The sequence below is a fragment of the Stenotrophomonas sp. 8(2023) genome, assembly GCF_030345295.1.
Classification (GTDB): Bacteria; Pseudomonadota; Gammaproteobacteria; order Xanthomonadales; family Xanthomonadaceae; genus Stenotrophomonas; species Stenotrophomonas muris.
In genome coordinates, this window is the sequence record NZ_CP128404.1 from 1,296,752 (window position 1) to 1,317,662 (window position 20,911).

Here is a 20,911-nt window from a genome sequence, read left to right on the forward strand (position 1 = left end):
GTTTGATCTGTCCCCGTTGTGAGCAGGGTGAGGTGTTGAAAGCTCAAGTAAAGGAGCGCGGCGTTCAGATATTTGTCTGCGACGAGTGCGATGCCGTGTGGTTCTCCTTCGCTGCTATAGGGGTCTCTCCGTTCAGAGACCTTGAGCGGTATCTTGAGGAAATTTCCGTCGCCCCGTCCTGGGAGTCAATTTCCGTGGACAGGCATGAGTAGAAAGTACGCAGTTTCCATGCACTCCTCGATCGTATTGCCTCAGCGCAGCGCGTGGGTCCGTGCAGCATGGGGTGACCTTCCCGTCTCCTACTTCCAGAGCGACGAGAATCTCAATGACTGCGGTTTTATTGACTTGAAGGTCAATAAGTGGGAGATCAGTGGCAGTCGATTGTAATGGGGTCTGGGCCCCTTCATCAGGGTTGAAATACTCAAGGGTCGGGGCCCTGCGATGGCAGATGCCAGATTGCAGCCCTGACGGTAGTCGCGAAGCAGCGCGTTGTTCCTCTGGACAGAAGGGGGCCGGGATCGATGGGCTTCATCCTCCCCCTCCGTGCATCAAGTGACGGTTTCCGCGGTCACGACTCGCGAGCGCTGCGTGATGACTGCGATTGATGTGCTCGTGCATTGATATGCCCGGCAGGAATAACCACCTCCATTAAGTGTGTCCTTCACACCTGTCTGCATAGTTCCAGAGATTTGGATCGATACAATAATATCGACCCATAAAGTTTCCCCGCGCTGCGCCGCCATCGATCGTACGGCCATGATCAAGGGAATTGAGATGCTCGCCTTACGCAACCTCCGAGTGGGATCCCGGCTGGGTGCCGGGTTTGGATTGCTGCTGCTGTTCATCGTGGCCATCGTTGGCCTGGCGCTGTACGGAAATCACCTGAAGTCCGCCCAGTTCGAGAAAGTGGTGGACGTCAACATGGTGAAGATGCGGCTGTTGAACGACATGCTGGATACCAACAACGCGCTGTTGATGCACCGACGGCTGATGGTGATCAAGCGCGGCGAGGATTTTGACAAGGATTATCAGAAGGCGCAGGAGCTGTCGCAGACCTACGACGGTATCTGGGCCAGGTACATCAGGATTCCACGCGACGCGACCGGCGATACCCTGGTGGCGAAAATCGACGCGGCACGCAAGGCCACCGACGCCTCCACCCGGCATCTTCACGAGCGCATGAAGGCCGGGGATTTCGACGGCGCGGCCAAGGAACTGCTTGCCGAGCAGGGGCTGGCAACCGCGTGGAACGAAGCGATCTCGACCCTGCTGCGGCATCAGGAGACACTGACCGAGCGCAGCCGCGAGGAATACCGTTCAACCGAATCCTGGACCGGCACGCTGTCGATCGTGTTCGGCGTGTTGAGCCTGGTACTGGGCTCGCTGGCCGCGTGGGCCATCACCCGCAGCCTGACCCGCCCGCTGGAAGGCGCGGTGAAGCTGGCCGACGGCATCGCCAATGGGCGGCTGGACAGCAGCATTGACGCCTCCGGCAACGATGAGGTCACGCAGCTGCTCAGGTCGATGCAGCGCATGCAGGCGCAGTTGCAGTCGGTGATGGCGGCGCAGGGCGAGCTGGCCCGCCAGCACGATGCGGGCAGCCTCAGCTATCGCATGGACGAGAGTGCCTTCCCTGGTGACTACGGGCGCATGGTGCACGAGACCAACGCGCTGGTCGGCTCACACGTGCAGGTACAGAACCGGCTGATCGAAGTGATGAAGCATTACGCCCGTGGCGACCTGTCGGTGGACATGGATCCGCTGCCGGGCGAGAAGGCGGCGATCACCCAGGCAATGGACGAGACCAAGACCAGCCTGTCGGCGATCAACAGCGAGATCCGCCGGCTGGCGACGGCCGCTGCGGCGGGCGACTTCAGCCTGCGCGGCGATGAAGATCGCTTCGCCTACGATTTCCGCGACATGGTGGCCGGGCTCAATCGCTTGATGCAGACCACCGACCAGAACCTGGTGCAGGTGTCGAGCCTGCTGCAGGCGATCTCGCGCGGTGACCTCACCGTACGCATGCAGGGCGACTTCCACGGCGTGTTCGCCCGCATGCGCGATGACTGCAATGCCACCGTCGATCAGCTCAAGCAGATCGTCGGGCGCATCCAGGCCAGCGCGTCCAGCATCAATCTGGCGGCAGGCGAAATCGCCTCGGGCAACACCGATCTGTCGCGGCGCACCGAGCAGCAGGCGGCGAACCTGGAAGAGACGGCGGCGTCGATGGAGGAACTGACCTCCACCGTGAAGCAGAACGCCGAGCACGCCCGCCAGGCCAACCAGCTCGCCATCGGTGCGCACGGTGTCGCCTCGCAGGGCGGCGAGGTGGTCGGCCAGGTGGTCACCACGATGTCGGCCATCGAGGCCTCGTCGAAGAAGATCGCCGAGATCATCTCGGTCATCGATGGCATTGCCTTCCAGACCAACATCCTGGCGTTGAACGCGGCGGTGGAAGCCGCCCGTGCCGGCGAGCAGGGCAGGGGCTTTGCGGTGGTGGCCAGTGAGGTGCGCACGCTGGCACAGCGCTCGGCCGGTGCGGCCAAGGAGATCAAGGGCCTGATCGAGGATTCGGTTGGCAAGGTCGCCGATGGATCGGCGCTGGTCCGACAGGCAGGCACCACGATGGGCGAGATCGTTGCTTCCGTGCAGCGCGTGACCGACATCATGGCCGATATCTCTGCTGCCTCGCAGGAGCAGAGTTCGGGCATCGAACAGGTGAACCAGGCGGTGGTGCAGATGGACGAGACCACGCAGCAGAATGCGGCACTGGTGGAAGAGGCCAGTGCTGCGGCGCGTTCCATGGAGGAGCAGGCGAACCTGCTGGCCGAGGCGGTTTCGGTGTTCCGCACCGGCGCGGCAACGGCGGCTGCAGCCGTGCGTCCGGCCCTGGCTGCGGTGGCCGCGAAGGTCACCCCGGTGCGCAGGGCGGCAACGCTGTCGCCGCGCATCGAGCCGACACTGGCGGCCAATGCCGGGGGGTGGGAAGAGTTCTAGCAGAGGGCAATGCCGGCAGGGAGACGGCGCCCATCACGCTGGCTGATCGTGATGGGCGCGGATTTTCTTCCTGAACGCGCGATGGCCGATGAGGCCGCGGACACGCGCATTTCACTTCCGGTTGCCAGCCGCGGGAGGACACTTGCGCCATACCGGAACCTAGGAGATGGCCATGAAGACCTCGACCCGATTGCTTGTGCTGGGCACCCTGCTGGCGGCTTCGTCGGTGGCCGGCGCGCAGACCTATGGTCCGCGTGATGAAGGACGCCGATTCAACGATGGCAGCCGCGTGGTCTGCAAGAACGTGGAAGTGCAGCGCAACTCGCGCGATCCGAACCGCATCGCCGGTACGGCCACTGGCGCGGTGATCGGCGGCCTGCTGGGCAACCAGGTGGGCGGCGGCAATGGCAAGAAGCTCGCTACCGTGGCCGGTGCTGTTGCCGGTGGTGCGGCGGGTCGCCAGATCCAGGGCAACAGCCAGCAGAAGAACGGCGACCGCGTGGTCGAGCGCCGCTGCGAACGCGTCTATCGCTGATCGATCGCCGACGGCCCCCGTTTTTCCCCTTCCACATCGCAGTACTCGAACGCCGGCCTCGCGCCGGCGTTCTTCATTGCAGGAAAAGGGGACGGAGGGGATTAAGTCGCAATCCCCCAAACCGGCCGCTTACGACTTAATCCCCTCCGTCCCCTTTTTTGCGAGGAGGCGCCAGGTGGCGAGGCTGCCGTAGAGCAGCAGCAGGACGGTGAGGGTGATCAGTTCGTGGCTGACTTCGGCCAGGCTGGCGTCCATCTGGTTCAGGCGCACCATCAGGTTGATGCCGGAGGTGGTCGGCAGCAGCTGCGCCAGCCAGACCAGCGGTTGTGGCGTCATCACCGAGGGCCACGACAGGTTGGCGAGGAAGAACAGCGGGATCGAGGTGGCGATGATGTACTGGAAGGCGCGTTCGCGGGTGCGGAAGAAGCTGCCGACGAACAGGCCGAAGGCCACCGTCGCCGCGATGAACAGCGTGCCACCCAGCAGCTGGCCCAGCGGGTTGCCTCCGCGTGGATAGTCCTGCACCCAGGCAGTGAACCCGGCATACCAGAACAGACCGAACAGGCCGATCAGGCCGAAGCCCAGTGCCATGCCGGCCAGGGTCGGCAGGTCGAAGCGCAGGCGCCGGCCGAGCGCGAGGCGGCGGCCGCCGAGCAGGACGCCGATGCCCATCAGCAGCGTCTGGTGCACGATCAGCTCGGCCACGCCGGGAACGATGGCGCTGCCATAGCCTTCCTGCGTGTTGTACAGGGGGCGCTGCACAAGCGTGACCGGTGGTGCCTGCGGTGCGCCCATGAAGGCGGCCTGGCCGACCACGGCATCACGCCCGAACGCACCCAGCGCGTCAGCCACGCTGCCCAGCACCCAGCTGGCGCGGCCCAGGTAGGCACCGTTGCCAAGCAGTACCAGCTTGGCCGGGTGGCCGCGCAGGATGTCGCGCTCCAGATTGGCCGGGATCACGACGATCCCTTCGGCATGGCCGGCTTCCAGCTGCCGGCGTGCGCTGTCGACGTCCGCGGGTTGACCGACCACGCGCGCAACGCGCAGTGCGTCGAGCTTGCGCAGCAGCTCGCGGCTGGTCGCGCTGTGGTCTTCGTCCACCACCAGCACCGGCAGGTTGCCGGCCACCTGGTGCCGGTAGGCGGCTGGATAGAAGAACGAGTACAGGATCACCGCCCCGACCATCACCACGATCGCGTAGCGGTCGCAGAGCACTGCCATCAGGGTCTGCCGCAGGCTGCGCCAGAGTGCGCTCATGCGTCGGCCCCTGCGGGTTGTGCGGCGGCAGGTGTGCGCGCGAAGGCGATCAGGCGCAGGCCGCCGACGCCTCCTGCCACCACCGCCATCAACAACAGCGTGGCCAGCGGCCACACCGAAACCTGCAGCGGCGAACCGATGAACTGCTGCTGGGTCTGCAGCTTGATGTAGGCGCTGAGTGGCAGCAGTTGATGCCAGATGCGGGTGAACAGAGGGCCGTCCAGCACCGGGAAGGTGGCGCTGGAGAAGGCCAACGCGGTGCCGATGCTGAGGCCGACTGCGGACAGCGCGGTACCCATGTCGCGGGTGACGCCGACGAAGAACAACGCGTAGGCGGCCGTGGCAAGGTAGAACAGTGGCTGTGCGAGCAGCAGCAGGAGCACGCTGCCGGCCACGCCGTCACCGCGCAGCCAGGCCAGGTAACCGATGCCGAGCGCGCCATACAGCGAGAACAGCAGGATGTATGGCGCGACCTTGCCGGCAATCGCCGGCCATGGCGTGCGGCCCAACGAGGCGGGCAGGGTGCCGTCGCGGATCTCGCGGCCAAGGCTGCCGGCCACTGCAAGTGCCAGTACCAGCGACAATACCGCCGGGAAGATCAACGGCAGCAGGAACAGCTCGTAGCTGCGTGCCGGGTTGTACAGAATGTCCGACTGCACCGCGATGGGTGCCGCGCGCAGCTTGCCCGGGCCGACCTGCAGGCCGATGCGCTCGCGCAGCAGGCGCGCGTTCCAGGCCGAGACCGCGTCGCCGATATCGCGCGACGCGGACTGGCCGGTGGTCATGTAGGTGGCGTTGTAATAGGCGAACACCGTGCCCTGGCGTCCACGCAACGCCTGCCGGGTGACATCGCGCGGCACCAGTACGATGGCGAACACATCCAGCCGACGCAGCTGCGAACGTGCGTCTTCCAGGTCCATCGGCTGGCTGGCGACGCGCACGCCGGGGCTGGCATCGAGCATGCGCAGCAGCAGGCGGCTGTCACTGCTGTGGTCGAGGTCGACCACCGCGATCGGGATGTCGCGCATCACCGAAGGCGTGAACATCCACGCCATCACCACCAGCATCAGCAGCGGCAGCACGGTGACCAGAAGCAGGTCGGCGCGGTTGCCGCGCAGCGACTGCAGCTCGCGCCGCCAGCTGGCGGCGAAGCCGCCGCGGCCGGGGCTCAGTGCTGGGGCCATGCGAACAGCACGCTCATGCCGGGGCGGAAGCCCTCGATGCGGCGTACCGGGCGCACCCGCACCTCGAAGCTGCGGACGTCGTAGCCGGACGACTGGCGGGTGGTACGCCAGGTTGCATAGTCGCCGGCCGGATTGATGAAGTAGACCTCGAATTCGCCGTCCAGGCCGAGCGCCGGCACGCTGCCCTGCAGCTTGCTGCCGACCTTCAGGCCCTGCATCTGCGATTCGCGCAGGTTCATGGCGACCCACATGCGGTCGATGTCGACCAGGGTGAACACCGGGTAGCCGGCCGGCACCAGCTCGCCCGGGTCGGCCATGCGCTTGTTGATCTCGCCGGCCACCGGCGCGCGCCCTTCCACTTCGACACGCGCGGCGTTGACTTCGGCCACCGCGCCCTGTGCCTGTTGCACCTGGCCCTGCGCGGCACGCTTGTCCTGCTCGCGCGCGCCGGCCAGGGCCATGTCGTACTGCGCGCGCGCGGCACGGGCCAGCTCACGCGAGCTGGTGGCCTGGGCATGCGCTTCATCACGCTTCTGCCGGGTCATCACCCCTTCGTTGAACAGGTTCTGCACGCGCTGGTAAGTGGCTTCAGCCAGCGTCGCACCGGCTTCGGCCCGCTTCCAGTTCGCTTCGGCGGCGCGGATGTCTTCGCTGCGTGCGCCTTCGTCGGCCTTGTCGGCCACTGCCTGTGCGGCGGCCAAAGCGCCGTGCGCCTGCTGTTCCTTGGCGGCCACTTCGGGGCTGTCGAGCAGGAACAGCACCTGCCCGGCCTGCACGCGGTCGCCCTCGCGCACCTTCAGTTCGGCCACGCGCGCGGTGATCTTGGCGGCCACGTTGATCGTGTCCGCATCGGCCATGCCCTGGATCTGGTCGGCCGGGCTGCGCCAGGCCAGCCACAGGCCGAGCACCACCACGACCAGCAGCACCACTACCAGGATCGGTCCCAACCGGCGCTTGCCCGGGGGCGTCGTCGCATCGTCGTGCAGCACATCACTCATGGTCGATCACCTCGTCCGCCCGCCGCCGGAACTCTTCGAAACGGTCCATCTGTCCACTGATCTCCAGCAACTGTGCCAGCGCAATATCGTATTGGTAGGCGGCCTGTGCGCGCTCGACGCGGGCGCCACCCAGGCCGAGCCGCGCGTCGATCACATCCAGCGAAGTCGCCTGGCCTTCGCGGAACGCCAGCTCCTGCAGGCGCAGGTTTTCCTGTGCCTGGGCGATGCTGCTGTCGAGCAGCACGTACTGCTGGCGTGCGGTTTCCAGCTCGTTCCAGGCCTTGCGCACACCCAGCGCGACCTGGTTCTCGGCCTCGCGCAGGCCCGCTTCGGCCTGGTCCTGCTGCGCACGCGCGGCGCTGATCTGCCCCGGCCGCGAGTTCGGCGACAGGAAGGTGTACTTCAGGCCGATGCCAAACGCCCAGTCCGGATCGGTCAGCATCTCGTCGCGGCGACGGAAGTCGTACTGGCCGAAGGCGAAGATCTGTGGTTTCAGCTTGGCCTGCTGCACGCGCACGCCCTGTTCGGCCTGCGCCACCATCGCCCGCAGGCGCGCGATCTGCGGCTGCCGCGCCTGCGCGGTGCGTTCGAAGCTGGCCACCGGTTCCAGTGGCACGCGCTGCACGAACAGCGGCGACACCGGCTGCACCTCGCCGCCACTGCGCAGCAGCGTGGCCAGTGCGGCCTTCAGCGTGGCCAGGTCGTTCACTGTCTTCTGGTATTCGCGCTCGGCCTTGTCGCGGGCCACGGTGGCCTGCAGGCGCTGCGCGCGGGTGGCGAAGCCCTCGCGTTCCAGCTTCTCTGCGTCGGACAGGTGGCGGTTGAGGCCATCGCGCACATCGCGGCGCACGTCCACCGCCTGCTCGGCCAGGCGCTGGCCGAAATAGGCCTGGGCCAGCTGCACGGTCAGCGATTGGCGTTGTGCTTCGCGCTCGGCGCTGGCCTGTTCGTGGGCGGCACTGGCCGCACGTTGCGCGGCCGGAATCACGCCGCCGGTGTACAGCGGCAGTACTGCAGTCACCACCGGGCGGGTACGCCAGTCGCGTTCGGTGAACGACAGCGGCGAGTCGATGCCAAAGGCCTCGGCCACCGGAGCCAGCGAACCCAGGGGCAGGGTGAGCGTCTTCTGGAACTGCAGCCGGCGCACTTCGCCGGTGATCTCCGGCAGGCGCAGCAGGCGGCTCGCGTCCTGCAGGTCCTGCTTGTTGCGCACGGCGGCGTCGGCAGCGGCCAACGCATCGGAGACCTGCTCCAGGCGTTGCCGTGCCTGTTCCCAGTCCAATGCCGGTGCGTTGCTGGTGGGCTGCGCGTCGGCAGCGAATGGCAGGCAGGCTGCCAGCGCCAGCGCGGCCTTCGCGCGGTGCATCCTTGTACGTCGGCCGATCACGCCCATGCCGTCCCAGTAGTGAAGAAGTGCGCAAACGGTAGTGCGTGCAGCGTGAAGCCCGGGTCTGCGATCATCGGTTTGTCCTCAACGAAGGGTGCCTCTGGCCGCAGTGCGCAGCGCCTGGGTGATGTGCTGCAGCGTGCTTGAGCGCACGGCGGCATGCTGCCAGTACAGCGGCACATCGAGCCAGCGGCGGGGTTCCAGTACCACCACGCGGCCGGCGCGCACGGCGGGCGCGACCAGGGTTTCCGGAGCCATGCCCCAGCCGAGTCCGCACGCGGCGGCTTCGACGAAACCGGTGGAGGAGGGCAGGTAGTGTAGCGGCGGCTGCAGCCGCGCGCGGGTCAGGCGCCGCACGAAGCGCCACTGCAGTTCATCTTTGCGGTTGAACACCAGCATCGGTGCGTGCGCCAGGGTTGCGGCCTGCATGCCATCGCGGAAGTACTGGCGGGCGAAGCCGGGCGAGGCGATGGCGTGGTAGCGCATCGCGCCGAGCGGGTGCACGTTGCATCCCTTCACCGGTTGGCTTTCGGCGGTGACCGCGCCGAGCACGCTGCCATCGCGCAGCAGCTGCAGGGTGTGGTCCTGGTCGTCCATGCGCAGGTCGAACAGATAGCCGTAGCGCTGGTGCAGGTCGGCGATGGCCGGCACGAACCAGGTATCAAGCGAGTCATCGTTGACCGCCAGGGGGATCGGCGTGTGCGCAGCGTCGCTGCCACGCTCGGGTAGCAGCTCGGCCAATGCCTCGGCCTCCAGCGCCTGCATCGGTCGCACCCGGCGCAGCAGCGCTTCACCCGCGGCAGTCGGCCGGCAGGGTGCCTGGCGCACCACCAGTACCTGCCCGAGCCTGTCCTCCAGGGCCTTGATCCGCTGCGACAGTGCTGACGGGCTGATCGACAGGCGGCGTGCCGCAGCCTCGAAGCTGCCTTCCTCCAGCACCGCGGCAAACGCGGCCAGTTGCGGGTGTACCAGGTCCATGCCGGTGCCTCTTCAGTTTTCCTGCACAGGATAAAGAAAAATCAGTTTGTCTAATCAAGGCGGTTGGCGGCACCCTGCGCGTCCCCTCGCTGCCTGGCCTGTCCCGATGTGGATTGCCGCTACCGCCGCCGGCCTGTTCGCAGGTGCCGGCCTGATCATCGCCATCGGCGCGCAGAATGCCTTCGTGCTGCGCCAGGGCCTGCAGCAGCGCAATGTGGGGACGGTAGTGCTGGCCTGCGCCGGCGCGGATATCGCGCTGATCCTTGCTGGCGTTGGCGGCATGGGCGCGCTGGTGCTGCAGTGGCCGCTGCTGCTGCAGGTGCTGCGCTTCGGTGGTGCGGCCTTCCTGTTCTGGTATGGCCTGCGGGCGGGGCTGCGCGCGTGGCGCGGTGGCAGTGCCCTGGCCGCCGCCGAGGCGCAGGGCGGCAGCGGACGGCAGGTACTGCTGACCTGCCTGGCGTTCACGCTGCTCAACCCGCACGTCTATCTGGATACGGTGGTGCTGCTGGGCAGTCTGTCCACGCGCTACCCCGGTGACCTGCGCTGGGCGTTCGCCGCCGGTGCCTGCGCCGCCAGCGTGGCCTGGTTCTGCACGCTGGGCTATGGCGCGCGCCTGTTGCAGCCGGTGTTCCGCAGGCCGGGCGCCTGGCGGGTGCTGGATGCCGCCGTGGCGGTCTTCATGTCCTGCCTCGCCACGCTGCTGCTGTTGCGCCCGCTCTAGGCCGCGTCCACCGCGCACTGCGGGGTTTCGCCGGGGCGCAGGGTCAGCACGCGCACGCCGCTGCGGGTGACCGCCACGGTGTGCTCGAACTGCGCCGACAGCTTGCCGTCGCGGGTGTAGACCGGCCATTGGTCCGGCTGCTGACGGATGGCCGGCTTGCCCTGGTTGAGCATCGGCTCGATGGTGAACACCATGCCTTCTTCCAGCACCATGCCGGTGTTGGGATGGCCGTAATGCAGGATCTGCGGTTCCTCGTGCATCTGCTGGCCGATGCCATGGCCGCAGTATTCCTTCACCACGCTGTAGCCGTGGCTGCGCGCGTGGCGGGCGATGGCGTGGCCGATATCGCCCAGGCGCGCTCCCGGGCGCACCGCAGCGATGCCTTTCCACATCGCCTGGTAGGTGGCCTGCACCAGCCTGCGCGCGGCGTAGTCGACCTCACCGACCAGGTAGGTGGTGCTGGAGTCGGCGATGTAGCCGTTCTTCTCCAGGGTGATGTCGAGGTTGACGATCTGGCCGTTGCGCAGCACGTCGGTGGTGCTGGGAACGCCGTGGCAGACCACGTTGTCGATCGAGGTGTTGAGCACATACGGGAAGCCGTACTGGCCCTTGCTGGCCGGCCGCGCCTGCAGCTCATCGACGATCATGCGCTCGACGAAGTCGTTGATCTCCATCGTGCTGCGTCCCTGCAGCGGCAGCTGGTCGAGCGCGGCGAATACCTGCGCCAGCAGGCGCCCGGATTCGGCCAGCAACGCGATTTCGTGCGGCTGCTTGATCATCGTCATGTCAGGCCCGCCCGGGCGCCAGCGCCTGCGGCTGCACCCCGGCTGCCCGCAGTTCGCTGGCGACGATGTCCTGGAAGCTCAGCGTGGGGTTCATCTCGCACAGCATGCCGACCCGGATCCAGAAGGTGGCCTGGGCGTTGATCGAACGGCTGGAGACGGTGCAGGCACGGCGCAGCTGGTCGTGCAGGGTGTCATCGATGTTGACGATGCCCATGGGCGGTCCTGGCGGAATGGATATACGAAGCATATATGTTCCGTATATCCGCCTCAAGCCCGCATCGTTCAGTCCACGTGGGTGGCAAAGCGCAGTCGGTTGCCGTCCGGGTCACGCAGGAGCATCTCGCGGCTGCCCCATCCGGTGTCGTGCGGTGGCTGCTCGATCGGTACGTTGGCGGCACTGAAGGCGCGGTGCAGGGCGTCGACGTCTTCAACGATGAAGTACACCGCGCCGCCGACCTCGCAGTCGCCGCTGTGTTCGGTGAGGAAGATCGTCTGGCCGTCGCGGGTGAGCTGGGCGAACAGCGGGAAGCCGGGTTCGAAGCGGTGTTCCCAGTCGACCACGAAACCCAGCCCCTGCACGTAGAACGGCAGGGTGGTGTCGGCATGGCGCATGCGCAGTTGCGGGATGACGGTCTGGGGCATCGCGAGGCTCCGGGGCGGGAGTCCAGTGTAGTGCCGGCCGCTGGCCGGCATCCCGGCGAGCCTGGGAACGATGAGGTTGCCGGCCAGCGGCCGGCACTACCGAAGCCACGTCGGCCAGCGGCCGGCACGACCGGCGCGGTCAGCAGGCGGTCGGCACGGCGGCCATCGCCGCCAGCAGTTCGCGATTCACCTGCTGGTGCCGTGCCTGCCACACCGGCAGATCCTCGGCGCTGACGTCAGGTTGGCCGTCCAGCGACGACAGCCAGCGCTTGAAGCGGCTCTTGTAGTTGGCCAGCGATACTTCGCCGGTGATGTCGCTGCCGACCAGGCCGCCGGCGCGCAGCGCTTCGATCACCACCAGTGCGTGTTCCAGCTGGAAGCGGCCCTGGTCCCAGTTGCTGCGGGCGACGTCCTCGGCGAACACATCCTTGTCGATCGACAGGTAGGTCGGTTGCGGCGACTTGGCCTGCTCGGCGGCGAACGCGGCAACCAGTGCCTCCGGGTGCTCGAACCGTCGGAATGCACGGCCGCTGCCGAGGCGGTGGCCCCAGCCCACGTCCACATCCATGCACCAGTAAGTCAGGCGCCCGCCCATCAGCGGGCGCCAATGGTTCTCCCAGGCGTGGCCCAGGCCGATGTCACTGGAGGTGATGCCGAGCACATGGATGTGCGAGATCTGCGGCAGCTTGCTGGCCGCGTTCACCCACGACCCGCAGTGCATGCCGAACGGGAAACGCATGTTGTCCGGATGGTTGTCCAGCACCACCAGCTGGAACGGCTGGTGCGCGCGCATGCGACGCAGCAGCGGCAGGCTGAGGTGGTGGAAGTCGCCACTGCCGAGCATCACCGTGCCGAGCTGGGCCGGCAGCGGTGCCAGCACTTCAGCGGCGAAACGGTCCAGGGTTGAAGTGCTGCAGGCGAAGCGCAGCGGATCGTGCCATTGCGGCAGCGCCAGGGTCTGCGCCTGTGGCAGCGGCAGTACGCCACCGTCCAGGTCCAGGATCAGCGGAAAACGTGACGACATCGTTCAACCGCCTCCATCAGGTTCGCCCTGCAGGTACGGTGCCAGCTTGCGCAGGGCAGCGCGCAGCAGCGGGGAGCGGGCGTGGATCGCGTGCCGGGTGGAGGTGAAGCGGGCGCCCAGCTCGGCCTTGATCCGCGAGTCGGTCCAGCCGGCCACGTAGTGGCTCAGGCCGTGCTGCAGCGCGTACTCGAGGTTGTGCATCCAGCTGACCGCGTACAGGTTGTGCTCGCGTGATTGCGGGTAGGCCAGGCCGATGTACTTGTCCACCAGCTTTCCGGCGTGGATGTAGCACAGGTTCCAGCCGATCAACTGGCCCTGGTGGCGGTACAGGAACATCCGTCCCTGGCCCTGGCTGTCGGCCAGCAGGTGTTGGAAGTAGGGCAGGTCGAGCTGGTCGAAATGCACCGCGCTCTGCGCGAACACGCCCAGGTACAGCGCGTACAGTTCGGCCTGCAGTCGCGGGTCGGCGAGGGCCGGATCGCCGGTGGCGATGCAGTCGATCTGCAGGCCATCGCGCGAGCGCAGCTTGCGCCGGATGTTCTTGCGGCGCGAGGACGACAGGCGTCCGAGATAGCCATTGATCGAATCGAAATCGATCGCCACCCAGGCCAGCGGCATGCCTTCCAGTTCGACGAAGCCGCGTGCCAGCAGCGCCTGCAGGAAGGCGCTGCTGTGTGCATTGGCCGCGTCGTCCAGCAGCGGCGAATCGATTGCCAGGTCCTTGACCACCAGCAGCCGGGAATCGCCGATCGCGTGACGCGTCACGTCCTCGGCCAATGCCTCTGGTGCGACGTGCGCGGGCAACGGGGTGTACTCGGTGCTGGTGGCACCGACGAAGCGGGTCTTCCAGGTGATCCAGGGCCGCCACAGGCGCGACAGCGGCAAGCCAAGCAGCTTGCCGCGCAGGTCGTCGTCCATCGTGGTGGTCAGGTCGAGCGGCGCACGGAAGGTCGGCAGGCCGCTGGGAAGCAGGCCTGCCTCGAATCCAAGCGGCGGGTGGGCCAGGAAGCCCTCCAGCAGCGCGGCCGGTTCCAGCGCGGTGCTGGATGCGCGTGACGTCATCTCCATCGGCACGGGAACCGGCAGCGCATCGACCTCAGCCCTTGGCCTTGGTCAGCGCCTGGTCGAGCAGGGTGATCGCCAGGTCGATCTCTTCGTAGCTGATGTCCAGCGACGGCGCGAAGGTGATCACGTTCTTGTACCAGCCACCCACGTCGAGCACGAGGCCCATGCGCTTGCCGTCGTGCAGGAGGTCACCGGCCAGGCCGATGTCGACCATGCGGTCCAGCAGTTCCTTGTTGGGGGTGTAGCCGTCGGTCTGGCAGATCTCGGCGCGCAGGGCCAGGCCCAGGCCGTCGACGTCGCCGATCTCCGGGTGACGCTTCTGCAGGCCACGCAGGCCGTCCAGGAAGTACGCGCCCTTCTCCGGCACGGTGCGCTCGTAATCCATTTCCTTGCCCAGCTTCAGCACTTCCAGGCCGAGGCGGGTGCCCAGCGGATTGGAGTTGAAGGTGGAGTGGGTGGAGCCCGGCGGGAACACGGTCGGGTTGATCAGTTCTTCGCGCGCCCACAGGCCCGACAGCGGGTTCAGGCCGTTGGTCAGCGCCTTGCCGAACACCAGCACGTCCGGGGTAACGCCGAAGTGCTCGATCGACCACAGCTTGCCGGTGCGCCAGAAACCCATCTGGATTTCATCGACGACCATCAGGATGCCGTACTTGTCCAGCACGCGCTTGAGGCCAGTGAAGAAGTTGCGCGGCGGGATGACGTAGCCGCCGGTGCCCTGGATCGGCTCGACGTAGAACGCGGCGTACTCGGCCTGGCCGACCTTGGGATCCCACACGCCGTTGTACTCGCTTTCGAACAGGCGCTCGAACTGCCAAACGCAGTGGTCGGAATACTCGTCCGGGGTCATGCCCTTCGGGCGACGGAACGGGTACGGGAACGGGATGAACATCGCGCGCTCGCCGAAGTGGCCGTAGCGGCGGCGGTAGCGGTAGCTGGAGGTGATCGACGAGGCACCCAGGGTGCGGCCGTGGTAGCCGCCTTCGAAGGCGAACATCAGGCTCTTGCCGCCGCGCGCGTTGCGTACGATCTTCAGCGAATCTTCAATGGCCTGCGCGCCGCCGACGTTGAAGTGCACGCGGCCGTCCAGGCCGAACTTCTGGTGCATGTCCACGGCAATGGTCTTGGCCAGCTGCACGCGGGTCGGGTGCAGGTACTGGCTGGCGACCTGCGGCAGGGTGTCGATCTGGTCCTTCAGCGCGTCGTTCAGGCGCTTGTTGCTGTAGCCGAAGTTGCAGGCCGAGTACCACATCTGCAGGTCGAGGTAGGGCACGCCCGCACCATCGAACATGTAGCTTCCTTCGCCGCGCTGGAAGATCTTCGGCGGGTCGACGTAGTGGACGGTGTCGCCGAAGGAGCTGTAGCGGGCTTCGTCGGCCAGCAGCTGCGCGTCGGAGGCAGCCGCGTCGGCGTTCTTGTCAAAAATGTTCATGCAGTTCGGTTCCGTGAAGGACGTTCGAAAGAGGTGACGGGGGAGCGCGCCTGGAAGGGAGTGCTCAGGCGGTGGCCAGCAGCAGGGGCAGTGCGGCGGGCTGCGGGCTGGCGTCGAGGCGACGTGGCTGCAGCAGGCTGCCATCGAGCAAGCGCGGCAACAGTGCGATTGCATCGTGGAAGGTATCGATGGCGGCATGCTCGATGCCGGCCTTCGTGCAATGGGTGATCAGGCGGCGCTTGGCGAACACGAAGTCGGCATCTTCGGAGACGCAGAAATCCGAGCTGCCATCGCCGATCATCAGCACGCGTGGTGCTTCGTCGGCACGCGCCTGCGCGGCGCAGGTGCACTTGCAGGTACCACTGCGGCATCCTTCGGCCTGGTAGGGCGACTCCAGTTCCCAATGGTCTTCGCACCAGCGCAGGTGGTTGGCCACCACCGGCAGTCGCGACAGGCCGTGGTTGGCGAGGATGCGGTGGATCGCATAGTCCAGCCCGTCGCTGACGATGCGCAGCGGCACGCCCAGCTGTTCGGCGCGGCTGACAAAGGCGGCGAAGCCCGGATCGATCTGCACCTGGTCCAGGTGCGCGTCGAGCGTGGCCGGGTCCAGCTTCAACAGCCGCACCTGGCCCTGCATGCATTCACGCGAGCCGATCTTTCCCGCCTTCCACTGGTCTTCCAGTTGCTGCCAGCCCGGCTGGCCGTACTTCTCCAGCAGCGAGTCGATGACATCTTCGAGGCTGATGGTGCCATCGAAGTCACACAGGATGCTCCAGTGCATGGGCAGGTCCGTCGATGAAAGAAACGTCCGGCACGATGCCGGGGCAGGCTCAATGTAGGCAGGCAGCCTTTCTCGTTCCTTTCCTGTTGAAAGCCTGCACCGCCGGGTGGGGAAAGTGTTCAGGAATCGAGCGTGCTGAATGGGCGTGATGCCGTGAAAACCGCGCTTTCAGGGCTGCGCAGCGGCCAGCGCCCGCAGGATCTGCGCGGTCTCTTCCCGGGTCTGCCAGGCGCTGTTGCCGAGGGTCAGCATGCGTGCGGCGAAGTCGCGCGCGTTCGGCATGTCGTCCTGCGGCACGATGCCACGCAGGTAGGCGTAGTCGGGTAGGGCATGGATGAACATGCGGCTGGCACCGAGGCCGCGCGGCCACAGTTCGTCCAGTGCGGCATCGCGCGCGCGCTGGCTGGGCAGCAGCAGCATCAGCATCGGCCAGGTGCCGCCGGTGCCGGCCAGGCCATCGACCACCTCCACCGCCGGCAGCTGTGCCAGCTGCACACGCAGCTGCAGTGCGCGCAGGCGCCCGGCCTGCAGGAACGCAGGCAGCCGCCGTGCAGCGTGGGCGCCCACGTTCTGCCGCCACTGGCTGACCCGGTGCTGCGGGATGTCCAGCGGGAAAATGTCTCCGACCGCGTCTTCCAGATCGCCGCGTTGCAGGGCGCTGCGCAGCGGATTGCCGTACACCAGCGACAGCAGCGAGGGGCGGTAACAGGCGGCAAGACCCAGCAGCTGCACGCTGCGAAGCAGCTCCCAGCGCAGGCTGAAACGTACCTGTTCGGCGGCATGTTCGGCCAGCGCGGCGCGCAGCTCGTCATCGCGGCTGACCAGCAGGCCGCCTTCATGCAGGCTCAGCCCCTTGCCGGCGGCCAGGCTGAAGAATCCGATGTCGCCACGCAGGCCCACGCTGCTGTTGCCGACCCGTGCACCCAGCGCCTGTGCGGCATCTTCGATCACCCAGGCGCCGGCGCCGCGTGCGACCTCGCAGGCCCGTTCGACATCGGCGATGCGCCCGCCGAGGTGGGTGGGCAGGATCGCCAGCGTCCGCGCGTCGGCCAGGCGCGAGAGCTGTGCCGGATCAAAGTCGAAATGGCCACGCCGGGTATCGCACAGCTGCACGCGCAGGCCGAGGCTGTGTACCGCGATCGGCACCAGCGGACAGGTATAGGCCGGCAGGATCACGGTATCGCGCTTGGGCGCGCGCTTGCGCAGGGTGCGCAGTGCGATCAGCAGCGCGTGGGTGCCGGAACAGGTCAGCTGCAGCGGCGGTGTGCCGAGCTGGGTGGCCAGGATGTCGCGCAGGTCGCCGCCGCCGGGAAGGAAGTCGCTGGCCTGCATCGGCAGGCCAGCGGTCGGCGGCAGTTCGCGCGCGAACAGGCTCATCGCAGCCCGCTCACGAAGTGCTGTCGGCGGGGCTGTGCGGATCATCCGCTTCGGCGCGGCCGAGGCAGACGATGCCAGCCACGATCAGTACCGCACCGACAAGGTGATGCAGGGTCAGCGGCTCTTTCAGCAGCCAGGCCGACAGCAGCAGCACACTGATCACCTCCAGGTGCGAGGCCGCGAACGCCGGGCCGATCGGCGCATGGCGCAGCAGGCTCATCCAGGTGAAGAACGCGCCGACGTAGCCGAGGACCGCGCCGTATACCCACGGCTGCGACAGCACGCGCAGCAGCCACGCGGTGTTGGCCTCGACCGGCAGCGCGGCGTCACCGGCGTACTTGAAGCACAGCTGGGCCAGCGTGTCGAAGGCCATCAGCAGGGGAAAGCCGATCACATACAGGCGCCTCACGAGCCGGCCCCCACCACCGCCACGCCCGCCGTGACCAGCAGCATGCCGGTCACCCGCAATGGCGTGAGCTTTTCGCGGAACAGGATGCGGCCGGCGATCATCAGCGCGACGATGTTGATCGAGCCCAGCAGCACGCCCTTGGACAACGGCACCAGCGACAGGAACGCGATCCAGGCAACGAACTCAAGCACGTAGCAGGCGATGCCGATCCACAGCCAGGGGCGGCTGAGCATGTGTTTCCAGCGTTGCAGTCCTTCGCCATCCTGCGGGTCGCTGGCGGCGGCCTTGAAGGCGAGCTGGCCACCGGTATCGAGCACCACATTGGCCAGCCACAGCAGCGTGGCGAGTGCCCCCATCTCAGGCCACCGCCTTGAGCACGCCGCTGCGTTCACCGATTTCGGTGAAGAAACGCGCGCTGCGGCGGATCACCTCGCGGCGTTCGCGGTCGATCGTGATCATGTGGTAGCTGTCTTCCAGCACCACCAGTTCCTTCGGGCCGCTGACCCTCGATATCACCAGTTCGGCGTTGCCCATGCTGGCCACGTCGTCTTCGCGGGCGTGCATCACCAGGCACGGTGCGGTGACCTGGTGCAGGTGGCGGCGGGTCCAGTTGCTCAGGGCGCGCATCTCGGCCAGCGCGTGCCAGGGGTTGCCCGGCAGGCCGGCCGCGGCGCTGTCGCCGGACAGCATGGCGGCACTGACCTGCGCACGCAGGCGCTCGTCACGCAGGCCATAGGGCGGTTCTTCCATGAACATGCGGTCGCGGCCGATGTTGAAGCGCTTGAACCACGGCAGCAGGAACGACAGGCGGGCCACGGCGGGAATGTTCCAGCCGTCGTAGCGGAAGGTGGCGCCATACACGCCGACGCCGGACACCCATTCGGGGCGGCGTGCAGCCAGCGCCAGCGCCAGTACCGCGCCCATCGACAGGCCGCCGACGAACAACTGGTCGACCTTGCCACGCAGGCTCGCCGCTGCATCTTCCACGCCCTGGTACCACTGTTCCCAGGTGGTCGCCAGCAGGTCATCCACGGTGCCGCAATGGCCGGGCAACTGCACGCCGTGTACGGTGAAGCCGGCGTTGTTCAGGCCCTTGCCCAGCATGCGCATTTCCGCCGGGGTGCCGGTCAGGCCGTGGACCAGCAGCACGCCCTGCGGGCCACCGGGGAGGAAGAAGTCGTGCGATTCGGTCACCTGGCGGCTCCGGGACGGCAGTGGGGATGGTCAGGATCGCAAGCGCGATTTTCGCCAGCCTTTCAGCGCCCCGGTACGGGTCAGGGGGCCTTCAGCAGCGGCAGTGTGATGGCGACCTTCAGGCCCCCCCCGGCGCGGTTGAGGAAGGTCAGGCGGCCGCCGGAATGCTCCACCGCTTCGTGCGCGATGGCCAGGCCCAGGCCGGTGCCGCTGGCTGCGGTGCCAGGCGCACGGAAGAAGCGCTCGCCCAGCCGTGGCATCACGTCCTCGGGCACGCCGGGGCCGTTGTCCTCCACGTACAGTTCGACGTCATTGTCATCCAGCGCATGCACACCGACCGTGACGGTCGCATCGCGGCCGGCATAGCGCAGCGCGTTGTCGATCAGGTTGTCCAGTGCTTCCTGCAGCTGGGCACCGTTGCCGAGCACGCGCAGCGGGTGGGGGCTGCCGCGGTAGCCCAGATCGATGCCATCGCGGATCGCTTCGGGCACGCGCATGCCGACCCACTGCGGCACCAGCTCGCACAGGTCCAGTGCCTCCACGGTATCGGGCACGGTCTGCGCCCGGCTCAGTGCGAGCAGCTGGGTGCTGACCCGGGCGGTGCGCTGGTTGAGCCGGCGGATGTGCTGCAATGCCTCGCGCACCGTGTCCGGGTCACCATGGGCCAGCGCCTGGTCCACATGCAGGGCCATGCCGGCCAGCGGCGAACGCAGCTGGTGCGCGGCATCGGCGATGAAGCGGTTCTGCAGCGTGATCATTTCCGCCTGGCGCGCGAACAGATCGTCGATGGTGCTGATCAGTGGCTGGATCTCCTCCGGCACGTCGGCGTCGGAGATCGGTGCCAGTTCGCCACGGCGCTGCGCCAGGCGGGTCCTCAGCGGCGTGAGGATGCGCAGGCCGTAGGTCACGCCGAACCAGACCAGCGCTGCGGTGCCCAGCGCCAGCATGGTCATCAGCGGGATGATGATCATCAGGATCTCGCGCGCACGCTGGCGGCGGTCGGCCATGCTTTCGGCCACGGTCACTGCCAGCTCGTCCTGCGGATCGTTCATCGCCTGCGTGCAGACGGTGGCCATGCGCACCTGCTGGCCATTGAGGTTGCCGTCGTACAGGGCCGGATGCACGCCGGTGCAGTCCTGAGAAGGGGCATACGGGCTGAAATCCGCATTGCCGCTGAGGGTGCCCTTGCGGCTGCTGTCGACGTTGAAATAGCGATGGCCGTCGGGGTCGTACTCGATCAGGAAGCGCGCCTGCGGAGACAGGTCGCTGGTCACCGGCATGGTGCTCAGCATCTGCGCGAACGAGTGCGTGTCGTCGATCAGGTTACGGTCGTGGATGCGGTTGGAATAATCCAACGCAACGTAATAGGCCAGGATCGTATTGAAGGTAAGCAGGCCCAGCATCGGCAACGCCAGGAAGGCGAGCAGGCGCCGGCGCAGGCTGGGGGGGCCACTGATCACGGGGCGCTGTCGTCCTGCGCGTCTTCCAGCATGTAGCCCAGTCCGCGCACGGTGCGGATGCCCATGCCGCCGGGCTGCAGCTTGCGGCGCAGGCGGTGCAGGGCGATGTCCAGGCCGTTGTCGGTCAGGTCCTGGCCCCAGTCGCACAGCGCCTCCACCAGCTGTGCGCGCGAGACGATGCGCTCGGCGCGTACCGCCAGTGCCGACAGCAGGCCGAACTCGCGTGCGGTCAGTTCCAGCGACTGGTCGTCGATCCACACCCGATGCCCGGCCAGATCGATGCGCAGGCGGCCGATGCGCAGGTCCGGGTTGCCATTGCTGGTCACGCGGCGCAGCTGTGCGCGCACGCGGGCTTCGAATTCGTCCAGTGCGAATGGCTTGACCAGGTAGTCGTCGGCACCGAGGTCGAGCACGCGCACGCGTTCGGCCAGGCCGTCGCGGGCGGTCACCACCAGTACCGCCAGGCCATCGCCGCGCTGGCGCAGGCGCTGCAGCACGTCGCGGCCATCCAGCTGCGGCAGGCCCAGGTCGAGCACCAGCAGCGCGTATTGGGTCGAACCCAGCGCGGCGTCGGCGTGCGCGCCGTTGTCGACGTGGTCGACCACATGCCCCTGCCGGCGCAGCGAGGCGCACAGGCCGGAGGCGATGTCCGGGTCGTCTTCAGCAATCAGAACGCGCATGCGCG

The 20,911-nt window shown here is 67.2% G+C and carries 21 protein-coding genes; 3 read left to right on the forward strand and 18 right to left on the reverse strand.

Translation table 11 applies throughout. The features are described 5' to 3' along the window. Nucleotides 1-774 precede the first annotated feature (774 nt). A complete protein-coding gene (locus QP609_RS06000; RefSeq protein ID WP_197621604.1) occupies nt 775-2,997 on the forward strand; it encodes a methyl-accepting chemotaxis protein in 2,223 nt (740 codons plus the stop codon). 166 nt (nt 2,998-3,163) lie between these two features. After that, entirely contained in the window at nt 3,164-3,532 is a 369-nt protein-coding gene (locus QP609_RS06005) for a glycine zipper 2TM domain-containing protein (protein ID WP_014646414.1), read from the forward strand. Between the two features lie 129 nt (nt 3,533-3,661). Here the strand turns inward: QP609_RS06005 and QP609_RS06010 are convergent, their stop codons facing one another. The 5 genes from QP609_RS06010 to QP609_RS06030 all read right to left on the reverse strand — a co-directional run bounded on the left by QP609_RS06010 (nt 3,662) and on the right by QP609_RS06030 (nt 9,336). Next, complete coding sequence (locus QP609_RS06010; protein ID WP_014646415.1) at nt 3,662-4,789, reverse strand: ABC transporter permease; 1,128 nt, start codon at nt 4,787-4,789, stop codon at nt 3,662-3,664. After that, complete coding sequence (locus QP609_RS06015) at nt 4,786-5,973, reverse strand: ABC transporter permease (RefSeq protein WP_142234431.1); 1,188 nt, start codon at nt 5,971-5,973, stop codon at nt 4,786-4,788. The genes QP609_RS06010 and QP609_RS06015 overlap by 4 nt, the downstream gene beginning before the upstream one ends. Then, the gene (locus tag QP609_RS06020) at nt 5,958-6,971 is read right to left on the reverse strand and encodes an efflux RND transporter periplasmic adaptor subunit (RefSeq protein ID WP_049419414.1); all 1,014 of its coding nucleotides are present in this window, start codon (nt 6,969-6,971) and stop codon (nt 5,958-5,960) included. Before QP609_RS06020 ends, QP609_RS06015 begins: the two co-directional genes overlap by 16 nt. Continuing rightward, nucleotides 6,964-8,364, reverse strand: coding sequence for a TolC family protein (locus tag QP609_RS06025; protein WP_197621603.1), 1,401 nt, complete (start codon nt 8,362-8,364; stop codon nt 6,964-6,966). The genes QP609_RS06020 and QP609_RS06025 overlap by 8 nt, the downstream gene beginning before the upstream one ends. Before the next feature lie 78 nt (nt 8,365-8,442). After that, nucleotides 8,443-9,336, reverse strand: a complete 894-nt coding sequence (locus tag QP609_RS06030) for a LysR family transcriptional regulator ArgP (RefSeq protein ID WP_197621602.1) — start codon at nt 9,334-9,336, stop codon at nt 8,443-8,445. A gap of 106 nt (nt 9,337-9,442) precedes the next feature. Between QP609_RS06030 and QP609_RS06035 the strand changes: the two genes are divergently transcribed. Continuing rightward, a complete protein-coding gene (locus QP609_RS06035; RefSeq protein ID WP_014646420.1) occupies nt 9,443-10,057 on the forward strand; it encodes a LysE/ArgO family amino acid transporter in 615 nt (204 codons plus the stop codon). Here QP609_RS06035 and map read toward each other — a convergent pair. From map to QP609_RS06100, 13 genes are all read right to left on the reverse strand, one after another. Continuing rightward, nucleotides 10,054-10,836 (reverse strand): type I methionyl aminopeptidase, encoded by a 783-nt coding sequence (gene map, locus QP609_RS06040; protein ID WP_014646421.1) that lies wholly within the window; start codon nt 10,834-10,836, stop codon nt 10,054-10,056. The genes QP609_RS06035 and map overlap by 4 nt on opposite strands. Nucleotides 10,837-10,843: 7 nt before the next feature. Continuing rightward, entirely contained in the window at nt 10,844-11,056 is a 213-nt protein-coding gene (locus QP609_RS06045; RefSeq protein ID WP_014646422.1) for a ParD-like family protein, read from the reverse strand. A 68-nt stretch (nt 11,057-11,124) separates the two neighbouring features. Beyond that, nucleotides 11,125-11,484, reverse strand: a complete 360-nt coding sequence (locus QP609_RS06050) for a VOC family protein (RefSeq protein ID WP_014646423.1) — start codon at nt 11,482-11,484, stop codon at nt 11,125-11,127. A gap of 139 nt (nt 11,485-11,623) precedes the next feature. Next, entirely contained in the window at nt 11,624-12,508 is an 885-nt protein-coding gene (locus tag QP609_RS06055) for an arginase family protein (RefSeq protein ID WP_049459917.1), read from the reverse strand. 3 nt (nt 12,509-12,511) lie between these two features. Continuing rightward, nucleotides 12,512-13,576: a GNAT family N-acetyltransferase gene (locus QP609_RS06060; protein ID WP_197621024.1), complete on the reverse strand. Its 1,065-nt coding sequence runs from the start codon at nt 13,574-13,576 to the stop codon at nt 12,512-12,514. 28 nt (nt 13,577-13,604) lie between these two features. Continuing rightward, nucleotides 13,605-15,005, reverse strand: a complete 1,401-nt coding sequence (locus tag QP609_RS06065) for an aminotransferase class III-fold pyridoxal phosphate-dependent enzyme (protein ID WP_014646426.1) — start codon at nt 15,003-15,005, stop codon at nt 13,605-13,607. Nucleotides 15,006-15,069: 64 nt separating this feature from the next. Continuing rightward, on the reverse strand, nt 15,070-15,786 hold the full coding sequence (locus QP609_RS06070; RefSeq protein WP_014646427.1) for an MtnX-like HAD-IB family phosphatase: 717 nt from the start codon (nt 15,784-15,786) through the stop codon (nt 15,070-15,072). A 168-nt stretch (nt 15,787-15,954) separates the two neighbouring features. After that, nucleotides 15,955-17,163, reverse strand: coding sequence for a DegT/DnrJ/EryC1/StrS family aminotransferase (locus QP609_RS06075; protein ID WP_014646428.1), 1,209 nt, complete (start codon nt 17,161-17,163; stop codon nt 15,955-15,957). A 10-nt stretch (nt 17,164-17,173) separates the two neighbouring features. Further along, entirely contained in the window at nt 17,174-17,572 is a 399-nt protein-coding gene (locus QP609_RS06080; RefSeq protein WP_049441504.1) for a DMT family transporter, read from the reverse strand. Continuing rightward, nucleotides 17,569-17,928, reverse strand: coding sequence for an EamA family transporter (locus tag QP609_RS06085; protein WP_014646430.1), 360 nt, complete (start codon nt 17,926-17,928; stop codon nt 17,569-17,571). Before QP609_RS06085 ends, QP609_RS06080 begins: the two co-directional genes overlap by 4 nt. Nucleotide 17,929: 1 nt before the next feature. Further along, nucleotides 17,930-18,766: an alpha/beta fold hydrolase gene (locus tag QP609_RS06090; RefSeq protein ID WP_032958029.1), complete on the reverse strand. Its 837-nt coding sequence runs from the start codon at nt 18,764-18,766 to the stop codon at nt 17,930-17,932. Between the two features lie 80 nt (nt 18,767-18,846). Then, nucleotides 18,847-20,226: a sensor histidine kinase gene (locus QP609_RS06095; RefSeq protein ID WP_049419408.1), complete on the reverse strand. Its 1,380-nt coding sequence runs from the start codon at nt 20,224-20,226 to the stop codon at nt 18,847-18,849. Further along, on the reverse strand, nt 20,223-20,906 hold the full coding sequence (locus QP609_RS06100) for a response regulator (protein ID WP_014646433.1): 684 nt from the start codon (nt 20,904-20,906) through the stop codon (nt 20,223-20,225). The genes QP609_RS06095 and QP609_RS06100 overlap by 4 nt, the downstream gene beginning before the upstream one ends. Nucleotides 20,907-20,911 lie beyond the last annotated feature (5 nt).